This is a genomic window from Micromonospora olivasterospora, assembly GCF_007830265.1.
In the GTDB taxonomy this organism is placed as follows: Bacteria; Actinomycetota; Actinomycetes; order Mycobacteriales; family Micromonosporaceae; genus Micromonospora; species Micromonospora olivasterospora.
Genome location: NZ_VLKE01000001.1, coordinates 3,810,316 through 3,832,745, shown reverse-complemented (window position 1 = coordinate 3,832,745; position 22,430 = coordinate 3,810,316). Strand labels below are relative to the sequence as shown.

19 protein-coding genes and 2 pseudogenes are annotated in these 22,430 nt (G+C 73.7%); 4 read left to right on the top strand and 17 right to left on the bottom strand.

All coding sequences use genetic code 11. The features are described from left to right. Positions 1–19 precede the first annotated feature (19 nt). The 5 genes and pseudogenes from hpf to mtrA all read right to left on the bottom strand — a co-directional run bounded on the left by hpf (position 20) and on the right by mtrA (position 5,921). A complete protein-coding gene (gene hpf / locus JD77_RS17665; protein WP_145775340.1) occupies positions 20–655 on the bottom strand; it encodes a ribosome hibernation-promoting factor, HPF/YfiA family in 636 nt (211 codons plus the stop codon). A gap of 257 nt (positions 656–912) precedes the next feature. Then, positions 913–1,637, bottom strand: a pseudogene (locus JD77_RS17660) (ComF family protein). Positions 1,638–1,644: 7 nt separating this feature from the next. Beyond that, positions 1,645–3,465, bottom strand: a complete 1,821-nt coding sequence (locus JD77_RS17655) for an LpqB family beta-propeller domain-containing protein (RefSeq protein WP_145775339.1) — start codon at positions 3,463–3,465, stop codon at positions 1,645–1,647. Further along, entirely contained in the window at positions 3,462–5,219 is a 1,758-nt protein-coding gene (gene mtrB, locus JD77_RS17650) for an MtrAB system histidine kinase MtrB (RefSeq protein ID WP_145775338.1), read from the bottom strand. Before mtrB ends, JD77_RS17655 begins: the two co-directional genes overlap by 4 nt. 12 nt (positions 5,220–5,231) lie before the next feature. Beyond that, positions 5,232–5,921: an MtrAB system response regulator MtrA gene (gene mtrA, locus JD77_RS17645; protein WP_145775337.1), complete on the bottom strand. Its 690-nt coding sequence runs from the start codon at positions 5,919–5,921 to the stop codon at positions 5,232–5,234. Positions 5,922–6,418: 497 nt separating this feature from the next. On the opposite strand from mtrA, the gene JD77_RS32200 reads away from it, so the two are divergent. Next, entirely contained in the window at positions 6,419–6,586 is a 168-nt protein-coding gene (locus JD77_RS32200) for a hypothetical protein (RefSeq protein WP_170286470.1), read from the top strand. 181 nt (positions 6,587–6,767) lie between these two features. Here the strand turns inward: JD77_RS32200 and efeB are convergent, their stop codons facing one another. The 11 genes and pseudogenes from efeB to JD77_RS17590 form a co-directional block, all read right to left on the bottom strand. Next, complete coding sequence (gene efeB / locus JD77_RS17640; protein WP_145775336.1) at positions 6,768–8,045, bottom strand: iron uptake transporter deferrochelatase/peroxidase subunit; 1,278 nt, start codon at positions 8,043–8,045, stop codon at positions 6,768–6,770. A gap of 44 nt (positions 8,046–8,089) precedes the next feature. Continuing rightward, complete coding sequence (gene efeO / locus JD77_RS17635; RefSeq protein ID WP_145775335.1) at positions 8,090–9,226, bottom strand: iron uptake system protein EfeO; 1,137 nt, start codon at positions 9,224–9,226, stop codon at positions 8,090–8,092. Positions 9,227–9,247: 21 nt separating this feature from the next. Continuing rightward, complete coding sequence (efeU, locus tag JD77_RS17630; RefSeq protein WP_145775334.1) at positions 9,248–10,129, bottom strand: iron uptake transporter permease EfeU; 882 nt, start codon at positions 10,127–10,129, stop codon at positions 9,248–9,250. A 170-nt stretch (positions 10,130–10,299) separates the two neighbouring features. Then, positions 10,300–11,799 (bottom strand): adenosylhomocysteinase, encoded by a 1,500-nt coding sequence (gene ahcY, locus JD77_RS17625; protein ID WP_145775333.1) that lies wholly within the window; start codon positions 11,797–11,799, stop codon positions 10,300–10,302. A 399-nt stretch (positions 11,800–12,198) separates the two neighbouring features. Further along, on the bottom strand, positions 12,199–13,362 hold the full coding sequence (gene manA, locus JD77_RS17620) for a mannose-6-phosphate isomerase, class I (protein WP_145775332.1): 1,164 nt from the start codon (positions 13,360–13,362) through the stop codon (positions 12,199–12,201). A 1-nt stretch (position 13,363) separates the two neighbouring features. Continuing rightward, positions 13,364–14,371, bottom strand: coding sequence for a cation diffusion facilitator family transporter (locus tag JD77_RS17615; RefSeq protein WP_145775331.1), 1,008 nt, complete (start codon positions 14,369–14,371; stop codon positions 13,364–13,366). Next, on the bottom strand, positions 14,368–15,564 hold the full coding sequence (locus JD77_RS17610) for an SIS domain-containing protein (RefSeq protein ID WP_145775330.1): 1,197 nt from the start codon (positions 15,562–15,564) through the stop codon (positions 14,368–14,370). The genes JD77_RS17615 and JD77_RS17610 overlap by 4 nt, the downstream gene beginning before the upstream one ends. Further along, a complete protein-coding gene (locus JD77_RS17605; protein ID WP_145775329.1) occupies positions 15,561–15,746 on the bottom strand; it encodes a Trm112 family protein in 186 nt (61 codons plus the stop codon). The genes JD77_RS17610 and JD77_RS17605 overlap by 4 nt, the downstream gene beginning before the upstream one ends. 61 nt (positions 15,747–15,807) lie before the next feature. Then, positions 15,808–17,193: a phosphomannomutase/phosphoglucomutase gene (locus tag JD77_RS17600; RefSeq protein WP_145775328.1), complete on the bottom strand. Its 1,386-nt coding sequence runs from the start codon at positions 17,191–17,193 to the stop codon at positions 15,808–15,810. Positions 17,194–17,218: 25 nt separating this feature from the next. Continuing rightward, positions 17,219–18,496 (bottom strand): hypothetical protein, encoded by a 1,278-nt coding sequence (locus JD77_RS17595; protein WP_211372592.1) that lies wholly within the window; start codon positions 18,494–18,496, stop codon positions 17,219–17,221. Between the two features lie 153 nt (positions 18,497–18,649). Beyond that, positions 18,650–18,841, bottom strand: a pseudogene (locus JD77_RS17590) (endonuclease V); the annotation flags it as partial. 157 nt (positions 18,842–18,998) lie between these two features. Between JD77_RS17590 and JD77_RS17585 the strand changes: the two are divergent. Continuing rightward, complete coding sequence (locus JD77_RS17585) at positions 18,999–19,517, top strand: hypothetical protein (RefSeq protein WP_145775327.1); 519 nt, start codon at positions 18,999–19,001, stop codon at positions 19,515–19,517. A gap of 112 nt (positions 19,518–19,629) precedes the next feature. Here JD77_RS17585 and JD77_RS17580 read toward each other — a convergent pair whose 3' ends face one another. Beyond that, complete coding sequence (locus JD77_RS17580) at positions 19,630–20,355, bottom strand: Clp protease N-terminal domain-containing protein (RefSeq protein ID WP_145775326.1); 726 nt, start codon at positions 20,353–20,355, stop codon at positions 19,630–19,632. A gap of 253 nt (positions 20,356–20,608) precedes the next feature. On the opposite strand from JD77_RS17580, the gene JD77_RS17575 reads away from it, so the two are divergent. Together JD77_RS17575 and JD77_RS32870 are read left to right on the top strand one after the other, a co-directional pair. Next, positions 20,609–21,085, top strand: coding sequence for a flavoprotein (locus JD77_RS17575; RefSeq protein ID WP_246140723.1), 477 nt, complete (start codon positions 20,609–20,611; stop codon positions 21,083–21,085). Between the two features lie 1,160 nt (positions 21,086–22,245). Beyond that, positions 22,246–22,395: a hypothetical protein gene (locus tag JD77_RS32870; protein WP_211372591.1), complete on the top strand. Its 150-nt coding sequence runs from the start codon at positions 22,246–22,248 to the stop codon at positions 22,393–22,395. Positions 22,396–22,430: the final 35 nt, after the last annotated feature.

Sequence of the window (22,430 nt, the reverse complement as noted above, 5' to 3'; positions counted from 1 at the left end):
CGGGGAGGCCGGTCAGGGGTCAGGCGTCGAGGGAGATGATGCCGTAGTCGTAGGCGTGGCGGCGGTAGACGACGCTGGGGCGGCCGGACTCCTTGTCGTGGAACAGGTAGAAGTCGTGCCCGACGAGTTCCATCTGGAACAGCGCGTCGTCGACCGTCATCGGCTCGGCGGGGTGGACCTTCGCCCGGGCGATGTGCCAGGGCTGGTCGTCGTACTCGTCCTCCTCGAACCGCTCGGCGACGGCGGTGGCCGTGCCGTGCCGCCGGGCGAGGGCGCCCGCCGGCTGGTCGAGACCGGCGACCGGCAGGTCGGCGGTGGCCGCCGCGACGGAGATCGGCGCGTGCCGGCCGCGGTGGACCCGGCGGCGGTCCGCCGCCCGGCGCAGGCGGGTGTCCAGCTTGGCGATCGCGGCGTCGAGCGCGCTGTAGAAATCGCTGGTGCACGCCTCGGCCCGGATCACCGGGCCCCGCGAGACGCACGTTATCTCGACCCGCTGGCAATGGTCGGACTGGCGCGGATTGCGCTCGTGGAACAACTCGACATCGACGCGAATTAGTTTGTGGTCGTAGCGTTCGATCTTCGCGAGCTTCTCGGCTACATGCACCCGGTAATGATCCGGGACCTCGACATTGCGGCCCTTGACCACGATGTCCACGTGACCTCCCTTGTTCGGACGGTCGTTCGATCCGGAAATCCCGGTCGGCTCGCCCGCGGGGAGGCCCGCGTTCAGGCGTCGACCGGGTCAGTACGGCTACGCCTCCTCTCACCGCCGGCGGTGGATGGGATTGCCCCTCCTACCCCCGACATGGAAACGCTAACCCCTGTACGCCTCACCAGTCACCCCAAGTCGCAGGAAAGGCCCGGGATTCTTCCCAGCCCATACACCTACGGGTGAAATGGAAACACGAAGGGTCACAACGGCCGACGCTTCCGCGTCGCGGCGAGCACCGCGGCGACGGTCGGTGAGAGCCCGCTCGCGGTCAGCACCCGGCTCACCGCGGCGAGGGTGACGCCCGTGGTGACGATGTCGTCGAGCACCACCACCACCGCCGCCCGGGGCGCGCGGCCCCGGGGGCGAGCGGCGGCGAGCCCGGGCCGGGCCGGAACGCCGCCTCCGCGGCCCGGGCCCGCCCGGCGCTGTCGAGGGTGACCGAGTCCGGCCGGGGCAGCGCGCGCAGCGGTCGCACCACCCGCACGGGCCAGCCGGCCCGCCGCAGCCGGGTCGCCGCGTGCCGGGCCAGCCGGCCCAGGTGGTCGCCGTACCGGGCGCGGGCCGCCGCCGCGGTGTCGGGCACCGGAACCAGCAGGACCTCCCCCGCCGGGCCCGGCGCCAGCGCCTCGGCCACCACGTCGGCGAGCAGCCCGCCCAGCGGACGCGCCAGCCCGTGCCGGCCGCGTTCCTTGTACGCCAGCAGGGCCTCGCGCAGCGGCCCGGCGTACGGGCCGAGAGCCACGCAGGGCGGCAGGCCGGGCGGCGCCGGGGTCGGACGGGCCGGCCGCGGGCGCAGCGCATCGAGGGCGGCCACGCAGCCGGGGCAGAACCCGTGCCGGGTGGCCGCCCGGTCCCGGCAGCCCGCGCACTCCGCCGGCAGCACCAGGTCGGTCAGATCCGCCCAGAGCCCGCCGACGCCGCGCACGCGGGCCTCAGTAGAGGAAGAACGGCGCGGTCGGCTCGCCGACCTGGACCCCCGCGGGCGGCGGCGTCAGGTCCGGCACCTGCTCGCGCTTGATCTTGTCGTGCGGGTTGCTGTTCCAGTACGCCACCCCGCTCGCCTCGTACATCAGGTTGGCGGCGTTGAACGGCACCACCGCGTTGATCGGGTACGCCGACATGTGGGTCACCCGCGCCCCGACGTTCTTCTTCAGCGCCGTCTCCAGCGCGCCGTCCACGCTGATCTCGTACACCGCCGGCTGGCCCGCCGAGCCGGCCAGGTACAGGGTGTTCTCCCGCGCCCACTCGACGGCCGACAGGTCGGTCAGCGAGGTGACGAGCCGGCGGACCGGCCCCACGGAGACCACCCCGCCGTCCGTGTTGACCGCCGCGACGTACAGGGCGCCGTTGACGATCACCGCGATCCGGTGCCCGTCCAGCGACGCGGCCACCGCGGTCACCTTGCCCTCCACGCTCAGCGGCACCGTCCTGAGCTGGGCGTTCACGTCGAACCGGTAGAGCTTCCCGTCGGCCACCACCAGCCCCTGAGGGCGCTCGGGGTTGGCCGAGCGCAACCAGACCGGGCGGCCCATCGACGCGTACGCCCCGGGGCTGCGCCGGAAGTCGGCCACCGGCGCCGGGCCGGCGCCGACGGCCAGCCGCTGCCGCCGCTGGCCCGCCCCGGCGGTGACCAGGGCGGCCTGCACCTCGTCGCGGGACCGGCTGAGTCCGGCCGAGACCACGTCCCTGTTCGCCTCGGGCGCGATGGGCACCGGGCCCTTCGCCTCGTCGGGGTCGACGGCGAGCGGATGCACCGCGCTGTCGTAGACGCAGAACCGCAGCGGGTCCCCGCTGATCGGGTACGCCGGGTGGGCCAGCCGGTGCGCCGCGAGGTCGTCGATGGTCTCCCGGGACTGGTTGTGGATCTTCAGCTCCAGCCGGCCGTTCAGCTCGGGCAGCGACAGGGCGAGCTGGTCGAGGAACTGTTCCACCCGCGCCTCGCCGACGTCGACGGGCATGTCGAGGTTGACCTCCCACTGGTCGTCCGCACCGGTCGCGTTGTTGATCAACCGGGTGCCGTCGGGCAGTCGGGTCGTCCCGGGCAGCAGCCACTCGGAGGGCCCGGCCGTCAGCCACCGCACCACCTCGGTCACCCGCCGCTCGTCCGGCACGGCCCGCGGCAGGTAACGCTGGTCCGGCACCAGCCGGCTGCGGTCGGTGTTCCAGAAGTAGATGGTGTGGGCCTGGTAGTACCGCTGCAGCGCGTTGTCGCTGAGCAGCAGCGCGTTCGGCGGCGGATCGGTGACGTACCAGCCGAGCTCCGGCCGGTCCTCCTGCGCCGCGCGCAGCCCGAACTGGTACTCGGTGTCGGTGGACACGGGCGGCACGAGGGTGCCGTCGGCGCGCAGCAGGCCGATCTGCTGCACCCGGAGGGTGACCTTGGTGCCGTCGGTGGTGTCGGTGATGACCGGCGTCTCCAGCAGCCGCACCACGTTGAAAGTCACCTCGCTGGCCGGCTTCGCCTGGACCTGCGCGCGATTCTCCGGGGCGACGAAGGGCTTCACCCGCTCGTACGCCTTGTCCGCCTCGCCGGCGGGAGCCAGGAGGAAGTTCTCGACGTACTCCACCCGGTCGGTCACGGTGGCCGTACGGTTCGGCGGCTCGTCCCCCCGGTAGCTCGACGAGCCCGGCCTGGCGGCGCTGACCTGCCCGTCGACCCTGACCTCGGACTCGCCGGGGATACCGCAGCCGACCACCCCGGTGAGCAGCAGCGCCGCACCGAGCGCGCCGGCGAACCAGGGGCGCCGTCTCACGAACCCACCTCCGCGCGGTCGTCGGCTCCGGGCACCGGCGCCACGGTGAGGGCTCCCCCGGGGCCGGGGCCGATGGCGAGCAGGCCACCGTGGCGGGGGCCGCCGAAGGGCAGGGTGGCGTCGGCGGGGACCAGCCGCAGCGGGGACGTGGTCAGCCGGTCGCCGGCACGGGCCGGCAGGGTGAGCCGGAACTGGGCGCCCTGCCCGGGCGCGCCCCACGCCTCCAGCCAGCCGCCGTGCAGCCGGGCGTCCTCCAGGCTGATGGACAGGCCGAGGCCGGTGCCCCCGGTCTGCCGCGCCCGGGACGGGTCGGCCCGCCAGAACCGGTTGAAGACCAGCTTCTCCTCCCCCGGCTTGAGCCCCACTCCGTGGTCCCGGACGGTGATCGCGACCGCCGTCTCGTCCTGCCCGAGGGTGATCCGCACGGGCTTGCCCTCGCCGTGCTCGACGGCGTTGCCGACCAGGTTGCGCAGCACCCGCTCGACCCGGCGCGGGTCCACCTCGGCGATCACGGGGGCGTCCGGCAGGTCCAGCTCGATGGGCACCCCGACCCGCTCGGCGAGCCCGGCCAGCCGGTCGACGACCCGGTGCACCACCGGCACCAGGTCGGTCGGCTCGGCGTCCAGCATGGCGAACCCGGCGTCGAACCGGCTGATCTCCAGCAGATCGGTGAGCAGCTCCTCGAACCGGTCCAGCTCGGCCTGGAGCAGCTCGGCGCTGCGGGCCACCGCCGGGTCGAACGCGTCCCGCTCGGCGAAGATCAGGTCGGCGGCCATCCGGACCGTGGTCAGCGGCGTACGCAGCTCGTGCGAGACGTCCGAGGTGAACCGGCGCTGCAGCCGGGACATCTCCTCCAGCCGGAGGATCTGCCGTTGCAGGTTCGTCGCCATCTGGTTGAACGAGGCGGCCAGCAGGGCGAGGTCGTCCTCGCCGTTGACCGCCATCCGCTGGTCCAGCAGGCCGGCGGAGAGCCGCTGGGCCGTCCGGGCGGCGACCCGGACCGGGGACACCACCAGCCGGGTGACCAGGGCGGCGAGCAGACCGAGCAGGAGCACCAGGGCGGCCCCGGTGGCCAACACCGTGGCCCGGGCGTCACGGGCGGCGGCGTCCTGCCGGGTCAGCGGGACGAGGTAGTAGAGCTGCACCCCCTCCTCGAACTGGGTCGGCACCGGCGAGCCGTACACGAGGTACTTCGTCCGCTTGCCGGCCAGCTCGCCGGTGCGGATCTGGCTGGCGATGTTGCCGGCGGCGACCGAGGCCCGCAGCTCCCGGCTGATCAGCGGCCCGACCTCGACGTCGGGCGAGAAGCGCGGCTTGATGATGCCGGCGTATTTTTCGGCCGCGATGCCCACCACCACCCCGCTGGTCTGCTGCGGGTCGCCGCCGGCCAGGTAGTTGACCGTGCCGTCGATGGTCTCCTGGAGCTGGGCCTCCTGCGGCTGGCTGTAGAGGCTGAGCTGCTTGGCCGCGTAGTCGCTGCCGCTGCTCAGCCGCGCCTGGACGTCGGTCTCGGCGTTCTCCAACAGGATGTTTGTGATCTTGTCAGCGATCAGGTACGCGAACCCGCCGACCAGCAGGCTGGAGGTGACCAGCGTGATGGTCACCACCCGCAGCTGCAACGAGCGGCGCCAGGTCGCGCGGGTGCCGGCCGCGAGCCGGGCCACCCGCCCCGCCAGCGCACGCCACAGCTCCCGCACGGCGGGCGGCCGGCGGGTGACCGGGGGCGGAGGGCTGGACGCCGGGGATGTGGTCACGGTGTGACCAGGCTATCCGGTACCCGCCTTGTAGCCCACGCCCCGCACGGTGAGGATGATTTCGGGCCGCTCCGGATCGGGTTCGATCTTGGCCCGCAGCCGCTGCACGTGCACGTTCACCAGCCGGGTGTCGGCGGCGTGCCGGTAGCCCCAGACCTGCTCCAGCAGCACCTCTCGGGTGAAGACCTGACGCGGCTTGCGGGCGAGCGCGACCAGCAGGTCGAACTCCAGCGGCGTCAGCTTCACCTCCTCGCCGTTGCGGCTGACGGTGTGGGCGGGCACGTCGATGGTGATCTGGTTGCCGGGCGGCCCGATGGTGAGCATCTCCGGGGCCGCGTCCTCGCCCCGGCGCAGCCGGGCGCGCATCCGGGCCACCAGTTCCTTCGGCTTGAACGGCTTCACCACGTAGTCGTCCGCGCCCGACTCCAGCCCGAGAACGACGTCGACCGTGTCGCTCTTCGCGGTGAGCATGACGATCGGCACGCCGGACTCCGCCCGGATCGCCCTGGCCACGTCGATGCCGCTCATCCCGGGCAGCATCAGGTCCAGCAGGACGATGTCGGGCCGGTTCTCGCGGAACGCGGCCAGGGCCCGTTCCCCGTCGGCGACGAACGAGGGCAGGAAACCCTCGCTGCGCAGCACGATGCCGAGCATCTCGGCGAGCGCGGGGTCGTCGTCGACCACCAGTACCCGGGCTCTCATGGGATTAATATTTCCATCCCCGTTCGATTCGGTGGAATCGGCGTCGCCCGGAACGGGCCGTGGCTGCGGGCCGGCCGGGCTGGGCGTCACCCGGCGACGGTGGTGCCGGATGACCATTCACCGTACGTCCACCGCGCCCCCCGGCGCGACCCGTGGCCGTAACCGCGGCCGGAGCGGGCCACGCCGACGCCGGGGGCGTGCGGGTCCACCGTCGGGGGCCGGCGGTGTCACCATGATCGGTGCGGGTGCCGCGAGCCGGCGGCCACCGCCAGCCGTCCTCCAGGAGTACGCGTGCCAGACGTCGGCCCGACAGCCGTGCTCCCGAGGCGTCCGCTCACCGTCGGGGAGGTGCTCGACGCCGGCCTGATCAGCGGGGAGGCCGTGGAGCTCGACGTACGGGCCGCCCGGATCGGCTCCCGGGTGCTCGCGCTGCTGCTCGACCTGGTGCCGCAGGCCGTCCTCGCCCTGGTCCTGGCGCTCTGCCTGTCGGCGCTGACGTGCTGGCCGAGCGGCACCGCCGGGCGACCCACCGGCTGTACCGGGCCCGGACGCTCACCGCGGCGCTCTGGCCCGAACTGGCCCCGACGCCGCCGGAGGCCGAGCCGGTCCGGTCCGACGGCACGGCGCTGCGCCCCGCCATCCCGTCCGCCCGGCCCGGGGACTGACGCGCGCGCCCGCCGCCAGCCGGCGCCGATCGGGCCGGCACGCGCCGGGCCAGGACGGCGCGGGGTTAGGGCGGCGCGGGGCCAGGACGGCACGCGCGGGGTTAGGGCGGCGCGGGGCCAGGACGGCACGCGCGGGGTTAGGACAGCGCGGGGCCAGGGCGGCACGCCGGGGCCGCCCGGGTCAGGCGAACAGCGCCCGCCCCCAGTGGTCGCCGCCGTCGCGCACGCCCGGCGGGCAGGCGAAGAGACCGCTGGAGACGTGCCGCAGGTACTCGTTCATCGCGTCCTGCCGGGACAGCCGGGTCTGGGTCGGCACGAACTGCCGGCGCGGGTCGCGCTGGTAGGCGATGAAGAACAGCCCGGCGTCGAGGCGGCCCAGCCCGTCCGAGCCGTCCACGAAGTTGTAGCCACGGCGCAGCAGGTGCGCGCCGTCGTTCTGCGCCGGGTGGGCGAGCCGTACGTGCGCCGTCTCGGCGATCACCGGCTGGCCGTCGTCGCCCCTGGCGGCGAAGTCGGGGTCGTCGAACTCGCCGGTCCTGCCCAGCGGCGCCCCGGTGCCCTTGGCCCGCCCGACGATCTGCTCCTGTTCCGCCAGCGGGCTGCGGTCCCAGGTCTCGATCAGCATCCGGATCTTCCGGGTGACCAGGTACGACCCGCCGGTCATCCAGTCCGGCCCGTCCCCCGGCTGCACCCAGAGCTGGTCGCGCAGCAGCCCCGCGTCCTCGGCCTTGAGGTTGGCGGTGCCGTCCTTGAACCCGAACAGGTTGCGCGGGGTCGCCTGGTCGCGGGAGGTCGACGACGTACGCCCGAAGCCGAGCTGGGACCAGCGGACGCTCACCACGCCCATCCCGATCCGGGCGAGGTTGCGGATGGCGTGGACCGCCACCTGGGGGTCGTTCGCGCACGCCTGGACGCAGAGGTCGCCGCCGGAGATTTCCGGCCGCAGCGCGTCCCCGGCGAAGTGCGGCAGGTCGGCCAGCGCGGGTGGACGCCGGTCGGCGATGCCGAACCGGTCCCTGCCCTGCGCGTCGCGGAACAGCGTCGGGCCGAAGCCGACGGTGAGGGTGAGCTGCGAGGGGGGCAGCCCCAGCGCCTCGCCGGTGTCGTCCGGCGGGGCCTCCGGCACGCCGCCGACCGCGCCGAGGACGCCAGCGTCCTTCCCGGCGGTCATCCGGGCGGCGGCGGCCGTCCACTCCTGGAGCAGCTCGACGAGGCGCGCCCGGTCCTTCGTGATCACGTCGAACGCGACGAAGTGCAGCCGGTCCTGGGCCGGGGTGGTGATGCCGGCCTGGTGCTCGCCGTGGAACGGCACGGCGCCGGACGCCGCGCCCGGGTCGGCCGAGGCGTGCTCCGTGGCGACGCGGACCAGCGCGCCCGCACCGGCGGCGACGCCGGCCACCCCGGCGGCTCCGGCCCCGGCGAGCGCGATCGCCCGCCGTCGGGACATGTTCCCGGTCATGCCGCTTCCTCCGCAGTCGGTCGTGGGTCTCGTCGGGCCGGCCGTCAGCGGGCGACGGCGGCGGCCACCTTGCTGATCGGCTCGGCCAGCGCGTTGATGCGGTCCGACAGCTCCTTCAGCTCCGCCTCGCTCAGCGCGGTGTGCAGCTTCCACCCGTCGCCGTCGCGGTGCCGGCCGAGCGCGGTCTCCACGTTGGCGAACTCGCGGTCGAGCGCGCCGACCAGGTCGGGCGCGCGCTGCTCCAGCGCCGGGCGGAGCGCGGCGATCGCGGCCTTCGAGCCCTCCAGGTTGGCGTTGAAGTCCCAGAGGTCGGTGTGCGAGTACCGCTCCTCCTCACCCGTGATCTTCCCGCTGGCGACCTCGTCGAGCAGCGCCTTGGCGCCGTTGGCGAGCTGCAGCGGGGTGAGCTTCTCCGCGTTCGCCCTCGCCACGATGGCCTTGACGTCGGTGAGCAGTTGGTCGGCGATCGGGCCGTCCTTGCTGACGTCGCCGGTCGTCCAGAGGTCCTTCTCGATCCGGTGGAAGCCGGTGAACTCCATGCCCTCCTCGACGACCTCCTCCCGGCCGTCGATCTTCGGGTCGAGGTCGCCGAAGCTCTCCGCGACCGGCTCGATCCGCTCCCAGTAGGTGCGGGCCACCGGGTACAGCGCCTTGGCCCTGGCCACGTCGCCGGCCTTGACCGCGGCCACGAACTCCTCGGTCCTCGTCAGCAGCGCGGCGGTCTGGCTGTTGACGTACCGCTGGTAGCTCGCGGTCGCCTCGGCGAGCGCGGCGTCGGGGGCGACGGTCGCGGCGGTGCCGCTGACCTTCAGCGCTCCCCGGATGCCCTTGCCGCTCATCCCGGGCTTGCAGGCCGTCTCGTACGTCCCGGCGGGCAGCTCCACGTTCAGCTCGCGGCTGAGCCCGGGGGCGATGTTCTCCACCTCGCCCATCACCCGGTCGCCCGCGGCGTACACGTAGAACTCGGTGACCTTGGCGCCGGAGTTGGTCACCTTGAACCGGGTCTGGCCGGCGGCCAGCTCGGTGCGGGCGACCTCGCAGGCGGTGTCGGTGGCCTTGACGGTGACCACGCCACCGTCGGCCGTCCCGCGGTCGGAGTCCTTCCCGCCGCCGCAGGCGGCGACGCCGGTGGTGGCCAGCACGCCGGCGGCGGCGAGCACCACGAAGCGGGTGGTACGCATCAGCAGTTTCTCCTCGTCAGGTCAGGCGCGCGGCGACGCGGGCAGCGGCCCGCTCCCGGCGGTGGACCCGGTGGCGCCGGCCGGGGCGGGTCGGGCCGGCGACGCGGGCCGGCGCAGGAAGAGCACGAGCACCGGTACGGCGAACGCGACCCAGGCGACCGTCTCCAGGACGCTCGGCGCGGGGGTGACGTTGAACATCCCGGCGAGCAGGGCGGCGTACCAGGTGCTCGGGTCGAGGACCGCGCTGATGTCGAACGCCAGGTCGTGCAGGCCGGGCAGGACGTCGGCCTCCTGGAAGTCGTGCACGCCGTACTTGAGGATGCCGGCGGCGACCAGGATCAGCAGCGCCCCGGTCCAGCTGAAGAACTTCGACAGGTTGATCTTCAGGGCGCTGAAGTACAGGCCCACGCCGATCGCCACGGCGGTGACGATGCCACCGGCCAGGGCCAGCAGCGGGCCGCTGTCCGCGGCCGCGCCCTGGGCCGCGGAGTAGAAGATGAGGGCCGTCTCCAGGCCCTCGCGGATCACCGAGAGGAAGGCCATGCCGGCCACCGCGACGGACCCGACGGCCAGCGCGTCGGTCAGCCTGCCGCGCAGTTCGCCGGCGATCGTCCGGGCGGCCCGGCGCATCCAGAAGATCATCCAGGTGACGAAGACGACCGCCGCGACGGAGGTGACCGCCTCGAACAGTTCCCGGTCCCCGCTGTCGGACAGCAGCGAGGTCGAGGTGAACTCGATGAGCCAGCCGAACAGCACGGAGAGCGCCACGGCGGCGGCGACACCGACCCAGACGTGGGGCAGCCGGTCCCGGCGCTGCGACTTCACGAGGAAGGCGACCAGGATGCTCACCACGAGGGTGGCCTCCAGCCCCTCCCGCAGGCCGATGAGGTACGTGGCGAGCATCAGAACTCCGTGATCGGTTAGGCATGCCTCGGTTAACTTAGGGCAGCCATACCTTCCTCCTCATCCGGGAACTCGTCAAGTCGTTCCCGCGAATGTCACCCGGCCGCGGGTCCCGCGTACGCGAAGGGGGCCCGGATCGGTCCTCGACCCGGGCCCCCTTCGGGGGTGACTCAGTAGCGGTAGTGCTCCGGCTTGAACGGCCCCTCCTGCGGGACGCCCAGGTAGGCGGCCTGCTCCTTGCTCAGGGTGGTCAGCTTCGCGCCGAGCGCGCCGAGGTGCAGCCGGGCGACCTTCTCGTCCAGGTGCTTCGGCAGCACGTAGACCCCGACCGGGTACTCGTCGGTCTTGGTGAACAGCTCGATCTGGGCGATCGTCTGGTTGGCGAACGAGTTCGACATCACGAAGCTCGGGTGGCCGGTCGCGTTGCCCAGGTTCAGCAGGCGACCCTCGGACAGCACGATGATGGCGTGGCCGTCGTCGAACTTCCAGAGGTCGACCTGCGGCTTGATGTTCTCCCGGGTGACGTCCGACCGCTTGGCCAGGCCGGCCATGTCGATCTCGTTGTCGAAGTGGCCGATGTTGCCGACGATGGCCTGGTGCTTCATCCGGGCCATGTGCTCGTTGGTGATGACGTCGAAGCAGCCGGTGGCGGTGATGAAGATGTCGGCCTGCTCGACCACGTCGTCCAGGGTGGAGACCTGGTAGCCGTCCATCGCGGCCTGCAGAGCGCAGATCGGGTCGACCTCGGTCACCACGACCCGGGCGCCCTGGCCGCGCAGCGACTCGGCGCAGCCCTTGCCCACGTCGCCGTAGCCGAGCACGACGGCCATCTTGCCGCCGATGAGCACGTCGGTGGCCCGGTTGATGCCGTCGATCAGGGAGTGGCGGCAGCCGTACTTGTTGTCGAACTTGCTCTTTGTCACCGAGTCGTTGACGTTGATGGCCGGGAAGAGCAGGGTGCCGTTGCGGTGCATCTCGTAGAGCCGGTGCACGCCGGTGGTGGTCTCCTCGGTCACGCCCTTGATGCCGCCGGCGATCCGGGTCCAGCGCTGGCCGTCCTCGGCGAGCGAGCGGTGCAGCAGCTCGAGGATGACCGCGTACTCCTCCGAGTCGGCGGACTCGACCGGCGGGACCACGCCGGCCTTCTCGAACTCGGCGCCCTTGTGGACGAGCAGCGTGGCGTCGCCGCCGTCGTCGAGGATCATGTTGGGGCCCTGCCCGTCGGGCCAGGTCAGCACCCGCTCGGTGCACCACCAGTACTCCTGGAGGGTCTCGCCCTTCCAGGCGTAGACCGGGACGCCGGCCGGGGCCTCCGGGGTGCCGTCGGGGCCGACGACGATCGCGGCGGCGGCGTGGTCCTGGGTGGAGAAGATGTTGCAGGACGCCCAGCGGACCTGGGCGCCGAGCGCCACCAGGGTCTCGATCAGCACGGCGGTCTGGATCGTCATGTGCAGCGAGCCCGTGATCCGGGCGCCCCGCAGGGGCTGCGCCTCGGCGAACTCGCGGCGGATCGCCATCAGGCCCGGCATCTCGTGCTCGGCGAGCCGGATCTCCTTGCGCCCGAACTCGGCGAGAGACAGATCCGCCACCTTGTAGTCGCCCTCGGCGAGGGTGCTCGGCCGGGCCTCGGACGGCTTGCCGCTGGTGGCCGCCGGGAGGGTGCTGGTCATGGAAGCTCCTGTCGGACGAAGTGCTGCGCGACCTTCCACATTACGCGCGGAGGCGGACAGCGCACGGGGCGGTCGGCGGTGAACGGACTCTCCGTCCACCGGCCGGCCACCCCGTGCATCCCCCCGGTTTGGTTCCCCGCGCGCTCTCGGACCTTCGTCGTGATAACGCTGCGCACCCATAGAGTCACACTCAGCCACCGACGCGTCAAGCTATTTCGGGAATTCCCGACTCGCTCCTGCGGTGGCCGGACACCGGACGCGCGTGGCCGCAGAAACGCGCCGACCCGCCGCGTCCTGCCGGGCCCCCGAACGGGCGCTCGAACGGCCGTCCCGCCCGGGGTCGCCGTCCGGTCAGGACCCGACACGGGGGCACACCGGCCCGCCGTCGCGCTGGGCGCGTCAGGTCAGGCCGGCCGTCGCCACGTACCCCTCGCCCGCCCCCGCGAGGACGAGCGGGCCGGCGCCGGCGGGGCCGATCGCGGCCTGCCCGGCGGCGAGGGCCACCGTCCCCGTGCCGTCGTCGACCGAGAGCCGCCCGGAGTGGCAGAGCACCACCCGCGGCCCCGGCACGGCCAGCCGGACCGGCGACTCCGGGCCGTCCACCCGCACCCCGTGCAGCGCGAAGTCGTCGACCGGCACCGGCCAGCGCACCACCCCCGGCGCCACGGGCAGCGGCGCGACCACCGGGTCGTCGAGCACCTCGAAGCGCAGCACCCGCAGCAACTCGTCGACGTCCACCCGCTTCGGGGTCAGCCCGCCGCGCAGCACGTTGTCGCTCGCGGCCATGATCTCCACACCGGTGCCGCGCAGGTAGGCGTGCAGGTTGCCGGCCGGCATCCAGATCGCCTCCCCGGGCGCGAGCCGGACCCGGTTGAGCAGCAGCGCCACCAGCACTCCCGGGTCACCCGGGTAGCGGGCGGCCAGGTCCCGGGCCAGCGCCGCGTCCGGCCCGTCGGCCTCGGCCGCCACGACGGCCACCACCAGATCCGCCCGCTCCGCCGCCGGCCAGCTCAGCAGCAGCCGTACGGCCTCACGCAGCCCGGCCGTGCCGCCACGCAGCGCCCCCACCACGGGCCCCAGCTCGGGTACGCCGAACGCGGCGAGCGCGCCGGCCGACTCCGCCGGGTCGCGGAACCCGCAGAGGGCGTCGAACGGCGACAGCGCCACAAGCAGCTCGGGCTTGTGGTGCGGGTCCACGTAGTTGCGCTCGCCCTCGGGGCGGGCGGCGTCGGCGGCGTACCCCGCGCGGGCCTGCTCGGCGTCCGGGTGGGCCTGGAGGCTCAGCGGGGCGTCGGCGGCCAGCACCTTGAGCAGGAACGGCAGCCGGGGACCGAACCGCTCGACGAGCCGCCCGCCGAGCCAGTGCCCCGGCTCGGCGGCCAGCAGGTCGACCAGGCTCACCGCCGCGCCGTCGCGGCGCACGGTGGCCGGTGCGCCCGGGTGGGCGCCCAGCCACAGCTCGGCCTCCGGGCCCGGGCTGGGCGTCGGACGCCCCTGCAACCCGGCGATCGCCGTGCGCGAGCCCCAGACGTAGTCCCGGATCGGCCCGTACAGCAGCTCCACGTCAGCTCCCCGCCTGCCTGGGCGTCACGCCCGGCCCGCCGCCCGCGTCCGCCGGCTGGGTGTGCGCCGCGGCGCCCGTGCCGGCCTGCGCGGCGGCGGACGACCAGATGTCCGGCTCCAGATAGATCACCCGGGCGAGGGGCACGGCCGCGCGGATCCGCGCCTCCACCGCGTTGATCCCCCGGGCCAGGTCCTCCGCGGTCTCGCACGGCGGCACCGCGATCTTCGCGGCCACCATCAGCTCCTCCGGGCCCAGGTAGAGCGTCTTCATGTGGATGATCCGCTCGACCTCCGGGCCGGCGGTGACCGCCTGCTCGATCGCGGCCACGTCCTTCGGCTCGGCGCCCTCGCCGAGCAGCAGGCTCTTGGTCTCGGCCGCCAGGATGAACGCGATGGTCACCAGCAGGACGCCGATCATGGCGGTGCCGAGGGCGTCCCACCTGCCGTTGCCGGTGGCGAGGGTCATCCCGACGCCGAAGAGCGCGAACACCAGGCCGACCAGGGCGCCGAGGTCCTCCAGCAGCACCACCGGCAGCTCGGGCGCCTTCGCCCGACGGACGAAGTGCGCCCAGGACTGGTTGCCGCGGATGTGGTTGGACTCCTTGATGGCGGTGCGGAAGGAGAAGCCCTCCAACGCGATCGCCACGACCAGGACGGTGACCGGCACCCACTGCCAGCTGTGGATCGCCTCCGGGTGCGACCACTTGTGGTACGCCTCGTACAGGGCGAACAGGCCGCCGACGCTGAACAGCACGATCGAGACGATGAACGCGTAGATGTAGCGCTCCCGCCCGTACCCGAAGGGGTGCTCCGGGGTGGCGGTCCGCTTCGCCCGGCGCCCACCGAGCAGCAGCAGGCCCTGGTTGCCCGAGTCGGCCACGGAGTGGATCGACTCGGCCAGCATCGACGAGGAACCCGTCAGCAGGAACGCGACGAACTTCGTGACCGCGATCCCGACGTTCGCCAGCAGGGCCGCGACGATCGCCTTGGTGCCGCCGTTGGCGCTCACTGGTTGGCCAGCTCCTTCATCTCGGTGACGGCCGGCACGGCCATCGGGTCCAGTCCGTGCGCCAGGGCGAGGTAGACGGAGGCGAAGTCCGGCACCGCCAGCAGCGAGGCGAGCCGCTCCAGCGCGGAACCGCCCTCGGCGGTGACGACGTCGCAGCGCACCCCGCGCCGCTCGGCCAGCGTCTGCACGGCGTCGGCGCGGCGCTCCTCGACGGCGAGGGGCTCGTCGGCGTCGTCCTCGGGGTTGAGCCCGCCGTCGCGCAGCAGCACCACCCGCAGCCGGGTGGCGCCGTCCTCGGTCTCGCCCGGGTCGGCGAAGATGTTCCGCTCCCCCTCGGCGAGCCCGCCGAAGACGCCGTCGAGCAGGCCGACGCGGCCCCGGCCGGCCTCGCCGAGCGCCCCGGTGACCACCGGGTAGCGGGCGTTGGCCGACAGGGTGTCGCCGAACCGGCGGGCCGCGACGGCGGCCAGCGGCGACGATCCCCAGACGATCGGGATCGAGCCCGCCAGCCCGAGGGCCAGCGACTTCGCCGGGTTGACGAAGGACTCGGCCGTGGGACGGCACCGGTCGGCGTCCGCGTCGAGCCGCGCCGCCGTCTCGGCGAGGTCCGCCTCGTTGACCTTCACCAGCCCGAGCGTACGGCCGGCGAGCAGGACCGGCACGGTGAGCGCCCACAGGCTGGCCCGGGCCGGCGCGCGCCGGGGCACCGGGATGAACGGCGCGCGGGCCCGCTCGGCGACCGACTGCAACTGCGAGTCCGGCGCGCCGACGGCGACCAGCCGGGCACCCCGGCGGTGGGCGGCCTCGGCGGCACCGAGCGCCTCGGGGCTGCGGCCGGACGCGCTGACCGCGATCACCACGTCGGCGGCGCCCACCCAGCCGGGCACCCCGGCGCTGCGGTGCGGGATGACCGGCACCGGGCAGCGCGGCCCGGCGACGGTGGCCAGCACGTCCCCCGTACGCCCGGCGGTGCCGATGCCGGCGATGACGACCGCTCGCGGCCGGCCCTCGTCGGCGAGCGCGGAGAGGTTGGCCTCGGCCGCCAGGGCCGCCGACTCCCGCACCTGCGCCCCGGCGGAGGCGGTGAACCGCAGCATCCCGCCCGGATCGCGCTCGGCGAGGGCGTCCGCGTCGTCCAACAGGGACTCGTCGGCGTGCCGGTGCCCGCTGACCCCGGCCGTGCCCTCCATCACCGCTGCTGCGCGGGTCCGCCGCGCGCCTCGTCGAGCAGCAGCACCGGCACGTCGTCGCGCACCTCGAAGATCCGCCCGCACTCGGTGCAGGTCAGGGTCTGCGCCTGCGCGTCGTAGTCCAGCGGGGCGTGGTGTGTGTCCGGACAGGCGAGGATCTCGAGCAACTGCGGGTCCAGGGCCACGGCGCGGCTCCTTCCACGGGTGCGGGTCGGCGGCCGGCGGTGCCGACCGGCGCAGGCGATCTTAACGGCGAACCCGGTCGAGCACCTCGTCGCGGAGCGCGACCATCCGCTCCGCGGTGGGGGCCTCGACGTTGAGCCGCAGCAGCGGCTCGGTGTTGCTGGCGCGGAGGTTGAACCAGGCACCGTCGGGGAAGGACAGGGTGAGCCCGTCCAGCTCGTCGGCCGCCGCCTCCGGGTACGCGGCCCGCACCTCGGCGACCTTCGCCGCCTGGTCGGGCACGGTCGAGTTGATCTCGCCGGAGGCGACGTAGCGCTCGTACCGGGCGGCCAGCTCGGACAGCGGGAGGCCCTGCTCACCGAGCGCGGCGAGGGTGTGCATGGCGGCCAGCATCCCCGTGTCGGCGAACCAGAAGTCCCGGAAGTAGTAGTGGGCCGAGTGCTCCCCGCCGAAGATGGCGTTGGTCCGCGCCATCTCGGCCTTGATGAAGGAGTGCCCCACCCGGGCCACCACCGGCTCGCCGCCGTGCTCGCGGATGATCTCCGGGACGGCGCGGGAGGTGATCAGGTTGTGGATCACCGTGGCGCCCGGGTACTTCGCCAGCTCGCGGACCGCCACCAGGGCGGTGATGGCCGACGGGGAGACGGGCTCGCCGCGCTCGTCCACCACGAAGCAGCGGTCCGCGTCGCCGTCGAAGGCCAGCCCCAGGTCGGCGCCGTGCTCCCGGACGGCGCGCTGGAGGTCGACCAGGTTCGCCGGGTCCAGCGGGTTGGCCTCGTGGTTGGGGAACGTGCCGTCGAGCTCGAAGTAGAGCGGGACGATCTCCAGCGGCAGCGCGGGCAGCACGGCGTCGCCGAGCACGCTGGGCACCGTCCAGCCGCCCATCCCGTTTCCGGCGTCGACGACGACCTTCAGCGGCCGGATGCCGGTGAGGTCGACCAGCCCGCGCAGGTGGGCGGCGTACTCGGGACGCAGGTCCCGCCGCTCGGCCGGGCGCACCGGCTCGCCGGCCGGGCGGCGCGCGCCCGAGTCGAGCAGCGCCTGCGCCCGGTTGCGGATGTCGGCCAGGCCGCTGTCCTGCCCGATCGGGCGGGCACCGGCGCGGCACATCTTGATGCCGTTGTACTTGGCGGGGTTGTGGCTGGCGGTGAACATCGCGCCGGGCAGCCCGAGGGTGCCGGAGGCGTAGTAGAGCATGTCGGTGGAGCAGAGGCCCAGCTCGATCACGGCGCGCCCCTCGGCCCGCACGCCGGCGGCGAACGCCTCGGCCAGCCCCGGCCCGCTGGCCCGCATGTCGTGCGCGACCAGGACGGCGTCGCCGGCCTCCCCGGTGGCCGCGAGCATCTGGGTGAAGGCGGCGCCCAGCGCCTCGGCCGCCCGTTCGTCCCACTGGTCCGGCACCGTCCCGCGGACGTCGTACGCCTTCACGATCTGGGACAGATCAGACACCGGTTTCGCTCCTTGGCCGCAGTCGTCAACGCACCTGAGCGTATCGGAGCGCCCCGCCGCGCCCCGGATCAGTCGGGCAGCCGGGGCATGATCGTCGTCGCGTCGCCGCCCGCCGGCGCCGGCGGGTTGTCCGGCCCGGCGGCCGGCGGACCGGAGACCGGGCCGGCCGGCGGACCGGAGACCGGGCCGGCCGGCGCCCCACCGCCCGAGGTCGGCGCGTGCCCCGGCGCGGCCCGCGCCCCGGCCCGTCCTGCCGGGGCGGCACGCCGCCGGCCGGGTACGTGGTGCCGCCGCCCGCGGGAGTCGCCCCGCCCTGCGCCGGGTACGTGGTGCCGCCGCCGTACACGCTGCCGCCGGCCGGCGGGGTGACCGGCGTGGCCGGTCGCGCGCCGTACACGGAGCCGGACGGGGTTCCCGCCGGCCGGCCGTACACGCCGCCGGACGGCGCCCCACCGGCGTACGGCGGCGCGCCCGCCCCCGCCCGGTACGTGGTGCCGCCCGGACCGCGCGGCTGCGGGACGCCCTGGTGGTGACCGCCGCCGTCGGCCTGCTCGCGGTCGACGCGTGACCGGCGGACCAGCAGCACGATCAGGCCGGCGCCGACCACAACCAGGCCGAGGCCGACGAGCATGAACAGGGAGCTGCCCCCGGAGCCCTCCTCGGCGGCGAGCGTGCTGGCCGCGCCGGCCTGGCCGCCGAAGGCGGCCAGGGTCGGGCCCGCGTCGGGCCGCGCCTCCTCGGTCGGGGCCACCGTCGGGGACGGCCGACGGCTCGGGGTCGGCGACGGGCTGGGCGTCCGCCTCCCCTCGGCGACCCGGGCCGCCGTGGCGTCCCGGCCGAGGGTCTGCCCGCGCGCGTTGGTCGCCTCGCCGACGACCGTCAGCCGGCCGGCCGGGGCGCCGGGATGGAAGGCCACCCGGTAGCGCATCGTGACGCTCCTGCCCTTGCACAGCGTCGGGTTCGCCGGCGTGACCTGCTGGGTGCTCACCACGCCCCCGGCGCCGCCGGTCGGCACGGGCCACCAGCGGCCGCCCGTCGGGAACTGGACGGAGACCTGGTCGGCGGCGAGGCCGGCGAGCCGCAGGCCCAGCGTCGAGCGCACCATCACGCAGCCCTCGCTGCGACGGCGCACCTCGAGCGAGACCGCCCCGGGTGAGCCGCCCGGGGTGAACGCGCTCGCGGCCCGCACCCGCACCGAGTCGCCGTCGGCGAGGGCCGGCGAGGCCCCGACGGCCACCAGGCCGCCCAGCATCACGCAGACCGCCGCGATCCGCGTCGCCTGCCGACGTACCGCCATGGTCACCTCGTCCTCCTCCCCGCCCGGGGTCCGCCGGTCAGGTTACTACCGGGTCCGGACACCCCCAGCTGGTCGAGCGCGCCGGAGGTGCGCCGCGTTACGCGGTATCTGTTGCCGGAGCGGGCGGTATCTGTTGCCGGCGCGGGCGGGAAGGGGCAACTCAGCGCGCAGCACCCGGCCCACCACCTCGTCGCCGTCGCGCAGCGGCGACCACGAGCCGCGCTCCGGGCCCGGCGGCTCCCACCGGCCCACCAGCGGCGTCTTGCCCACCCCGATCGCGGGCAGGCCGGTGACCACGCCGAGGTGGCAGGCGAGCCCGAACCGGCGCGGGTGGGCCAGCCCGTGCCCGTCGCGGGCCGCATCACGGGCCGGCCCGGCCGGTACGCCGGCCGCACCGGTCGGCGCCGGGAGGGCGACACACCCGGTCGGTCCGGTCCGGGTTTTCGCACACCTGTCGGGTAGGTTCTTCTGGTCCCGAATCCCGCCACCGACAGGAGAAGCTCCGCGCATGGGCAAGAAGACGATCCACGTCTCCGACTTCAGCGGCACCCCACTGGGGCCGGACGACGAGGCGGTCCGCGTCGTGGTGCTGGAGCACCCCGACCTGGTGGCCGGGCCCGTGCAGCTGGACGCGACCCCGGTCGAGATCGAGAGCATCGACGACGCGGCGCTGGACGTCGCGGTGGTCGAGATCCACGACCGGCACGGCGGCGGGGAGCCGCGCCGGGTGGTGCTGACCGCCAGCGAGTTCGACGCGATGGCCACCGACGTGCCCATGGCCCAGCTGCTGAAGACAGCCGAGCGGGTCCGCCCGCCCAAGGCCCGCAGGAGTGCCGAGAAGGTGGACTACGGCACCATCGAGCATGCCGGCAAGCCGCACCGGGGGCGGGTCACCGAGGAGGAGGCCCGGCTGGTCCGCGAGCAGCTCGACGAGGTCAACAAGCGGCTGGCCGAGGCCGGCCTGCGGCAGGTCGACCCGAGCGACCCGGAGCACGCCGCCCGCTACGGCTTCCCCACCGCCGGCTGACGTCGCACGCCCCGGCCGCTCTGACGCCTTCCCGGTCACCGCCGGGCGCCCCCGCTCGGGGCGCCCGGCCTTCGTGCGACGGGGCACCTTCTCTACCTGGGAGCGCCCCTCCTCACTTCCGGAGGGTGGCGAGCGCCTCGGCGACGTCGCGCTCGGCGGCGGCCTTGTCCACCCCGAGGCCGGCCAGCACCCCGGCGCCGTCCTCCAGCTCCAGCAGGGCGAGCAGGAGATGCTCGGTGCCCACGTAGTTGTGGCCGAGCCGCAGCGCCTCCCGCATGGTCAGTTCGAGCGCCTTGCCGGCCCGCGCGTCGTACGGGATCAGGGCCGGCACCTCCCCGGCCGCTGGCGGCAGGGTCGCGTTGGTCGCCTCCCGCACCCGCTCCAGCGGTACGCCCTGAGCGACGATCGCCCTGGCGGCGAGCCCCTCGGGCTCGGTGAGCAGGCCGAGCACCAGGTGCTCGGGGCGGATCTCGGCATTGCCGGCGGCACGGGCCGCCTCCTGCGCGGCCAGCACGACGTTGCGGGCCCGGGGGGTGAAGTTGCCGAAGCCCCGGCTGGGGTCGAGGGTCGACGGCTCGGCGGAGGCCTTCGGCACGAACCGCTTCTGCGCGGCCTGCTTGCTGACTCCCATGCTGCGGCCGATGTCGGTCCAGGAGGCGCCGGAGCGGCGGGCCTGGTCCACGAAGTGGCCGATCAGGTGGTCGGCGACGTCGCCGAGGTGTTCGGCGACCACGACCGCGCCCGCGAGCTGGTCGAGGGCGTCCGTGTGGGCCTTCTTGATGCCCTCGATCAGGTCGTCGAGCCGGACGACGCGGGGGATCTTGGCAGGATTCGTCATGCGTCAACCATAGGTTGACGCATGCTCGTCGTCAACCACAAGTTGACGCTCGCCCGGCTGTGCGGTGCAGCACCAACCCACCGGCGCGAAGGCGGGGTCAAGGCAACCACCACCTTGACAGCCAATCCCCCACAGGGATTCAGCGTGAGGCCCTGTTCTCCCCCCATGGTCGCCGGGGCCTCACCACTGCGGAACGGTCGGGCCCCTGCTGCGGAATTACACCGACGCAGGCCACTGCAATCCTTTGGGGACAGTGACACGGAGAACGGCCGGAGGGGATACTTTTCCGACTGCCGATTCACAACGCTCGAATTTCGCCCTGGGGCTGACCGGGCACCCGGTCCGGTCGACCTACCGGTCGTCCCTCGGCACCCGCCGCGCCCTCCCCGCCGCGGACGCGCTCATCATCGCTCCCGCCACCTACAACTCCCTCAACAAGATTGCGCTCGGCATCGCCGACAACTACGCGATGACGACGGTCGCGGAACTGATCGGCCGGCAGGTACCGACCGTGGTCGTCCCGTTCGTCAACGCCGCCCTGGCCGCCCGCGCACCCTTCCAGCGCGCCGTAGCCGGCCTCCGCAGCGAGCGCGTACGGGTCTACCTCGGCACCGACGACGGATGGGAGCCACACCCACCCGGCAGCGGCAACGACCGCCAGCGAGCATTCCCCTGGGCAGCGGCGTTCGAAGCAGCAACCCGACTGGCAGGCAAGGCACCGCGCCCGTAACACCGATCGCAGCTGAGTCAACGTGCGCAACGGCTTGGAGGGATGAGCCGAGAATCAGGACCCAAGGTCCGTCAGCCGCCTGGCATTGCTGTCCTCGGGTAGCCTCCACACCTGGTCATTGGGCCAATGCCGATACAACATCTCCCTTCTAGTCACTGCGATCCGCGCTCGTAGCGGCTCACGGCCCAGGTCCGCCAGCATTTGCTCTTCACGCTCGGCGTCCTGAGCGATGACCAAGACCGCTCCTACCGGAACCGCCCGGTCGGTACGCCGGTACCCGGCCAGCAGCCCACCAAGTCCCGACGACCGCTTCTCACGCTCGGCGACAGCATCGCCAACCGGTCCCGAATCGACGTGCACCAGGAACCGTAGGCACCGCCCGTCCTCCAGCCAGACTCCGTAGCCGTCGGCCCGCAGGTGCGCCAGGTCATGCTGGCGCAGCCCAGTCGGCGGGCGACCGGGTGCGCGAGGCGTCGGGCGAGCGTCCCGTGCTGTGCCGCGCATCGCCGGGTCGGTGCCTGACAGCCACTGCACGAGCGTGAACCGGCGCTTCGGTTCAGCCGTGAGATGGTAGGGAGGTGTTTGGGTGAGCACGTCGGGTGACGAGGAACTGTTGGTCGAGATGCGTGTGGCCCTGGGTGTGGTTGAGGGCGGGGGCGCACGGTGGGTTCGGCGAGCGGCCTGGAGAAACGGGCTGGTGGCAACACCAGCACCGCGGTCCAGGCCGACTCGACCTGCACGGCGAACTCGGACACGTCCCCAGCCGCCGGACACGGGCACTCCACGCGATGTCCCATCCGGTCACCGCACCCCTGAAACCAGCTGACCAACTCTCCATCAAACCCGGGGCTTGACGGGCCATTATGGAGTGGGTGGAAGAAGCTGTTGTTGGTGACTGTGGGTGGGTGCGGCGAGCTGATTCGGATCGCCTCCAATGGGGACGCCATCGGCGGCTCGGGCCGGCCGGGTTGGCTGGCCTGGTGGTGGCGACGGCGCGTCTCGCCGGTGAGGGCGCTGGGCGCAAGACGATGGCGGGTACCGCCGCGTTGCTGGCTGATCGTGCCGGGCGCGGCGGCGCCCGGCGCGGTCGGCCGCGAGTATGGGGAACTTTTCGAGGCCCCCGCGGCCGTGGGGGAGGGTTGCCCGCGAGCATTGTGCTCGTGGCGTCTGCCGAGTTGGGTGAGACGGTCGGCTTCCAGGGCGAGAAGTGGGACCTCCATCACCGTGTCGGGGTCAACACGGAGGAGACCGGCACATATTTGGTGCCGGACATGAGCGGCGGTCAGCGCGGCTGGTTTGCACGTGGCTGACTGATCCGCACCGGGTGCCCCTGATTCGGGGCAGG

Excerpts from the sequence above, each read along its gene's own strand:
- JD77_RS17585 (WP_145775327.1), top strand. The coding sequence starts at position 18,999 with ATGGGCAAGAAGACGATCCACGTCTCCGACTTCAGCGGCACCCCACTG.
- mtrA (WP_145775337.1), bottom strand. The coding sequence starts at position 5,921 with ATGAGAGCCCGGGTACTGGTGGTCGACGACGACCCCGCGCTCGCCGAG.
- efeU (WP_145775334.1), bottom strand. The coding sequence starts at position 10,129 with ATGCTCGCCACGTACCTCATCGGCCTGCGGGAGGGGCTGGAGGCCACC.
- ahcY (WP_145775333.1), bottom strand. The coding sequence starts at position 11,799 with ATGACCAGCACCCTCCCGGCGGCCACCAGCGGCAAGCCGTCCGAGGCC.
- JD77_RS17580 (WP_145775326.1), bottom strand. The coding sequence starts at position 20,355 with ATGACGAATCCTGCCAAGATCCCCCGCGTCGTCCGGCTCGACGACCTG.
- efeO (WP_145775335.1), bottom strand. The coding sequence starts at position 9,226 with ATGCGTACCACCCGCTTCGTGGTGCTCGCCGCCGCCGGCGTGCTGGCC.
- efeB (WP_145775336.1), bottom strand. The coding sequence starts at position 8,045 with ATGACCGGGAACATGTCCCGACGGCGGGCGATCGCGCTCGCCGGGGCC.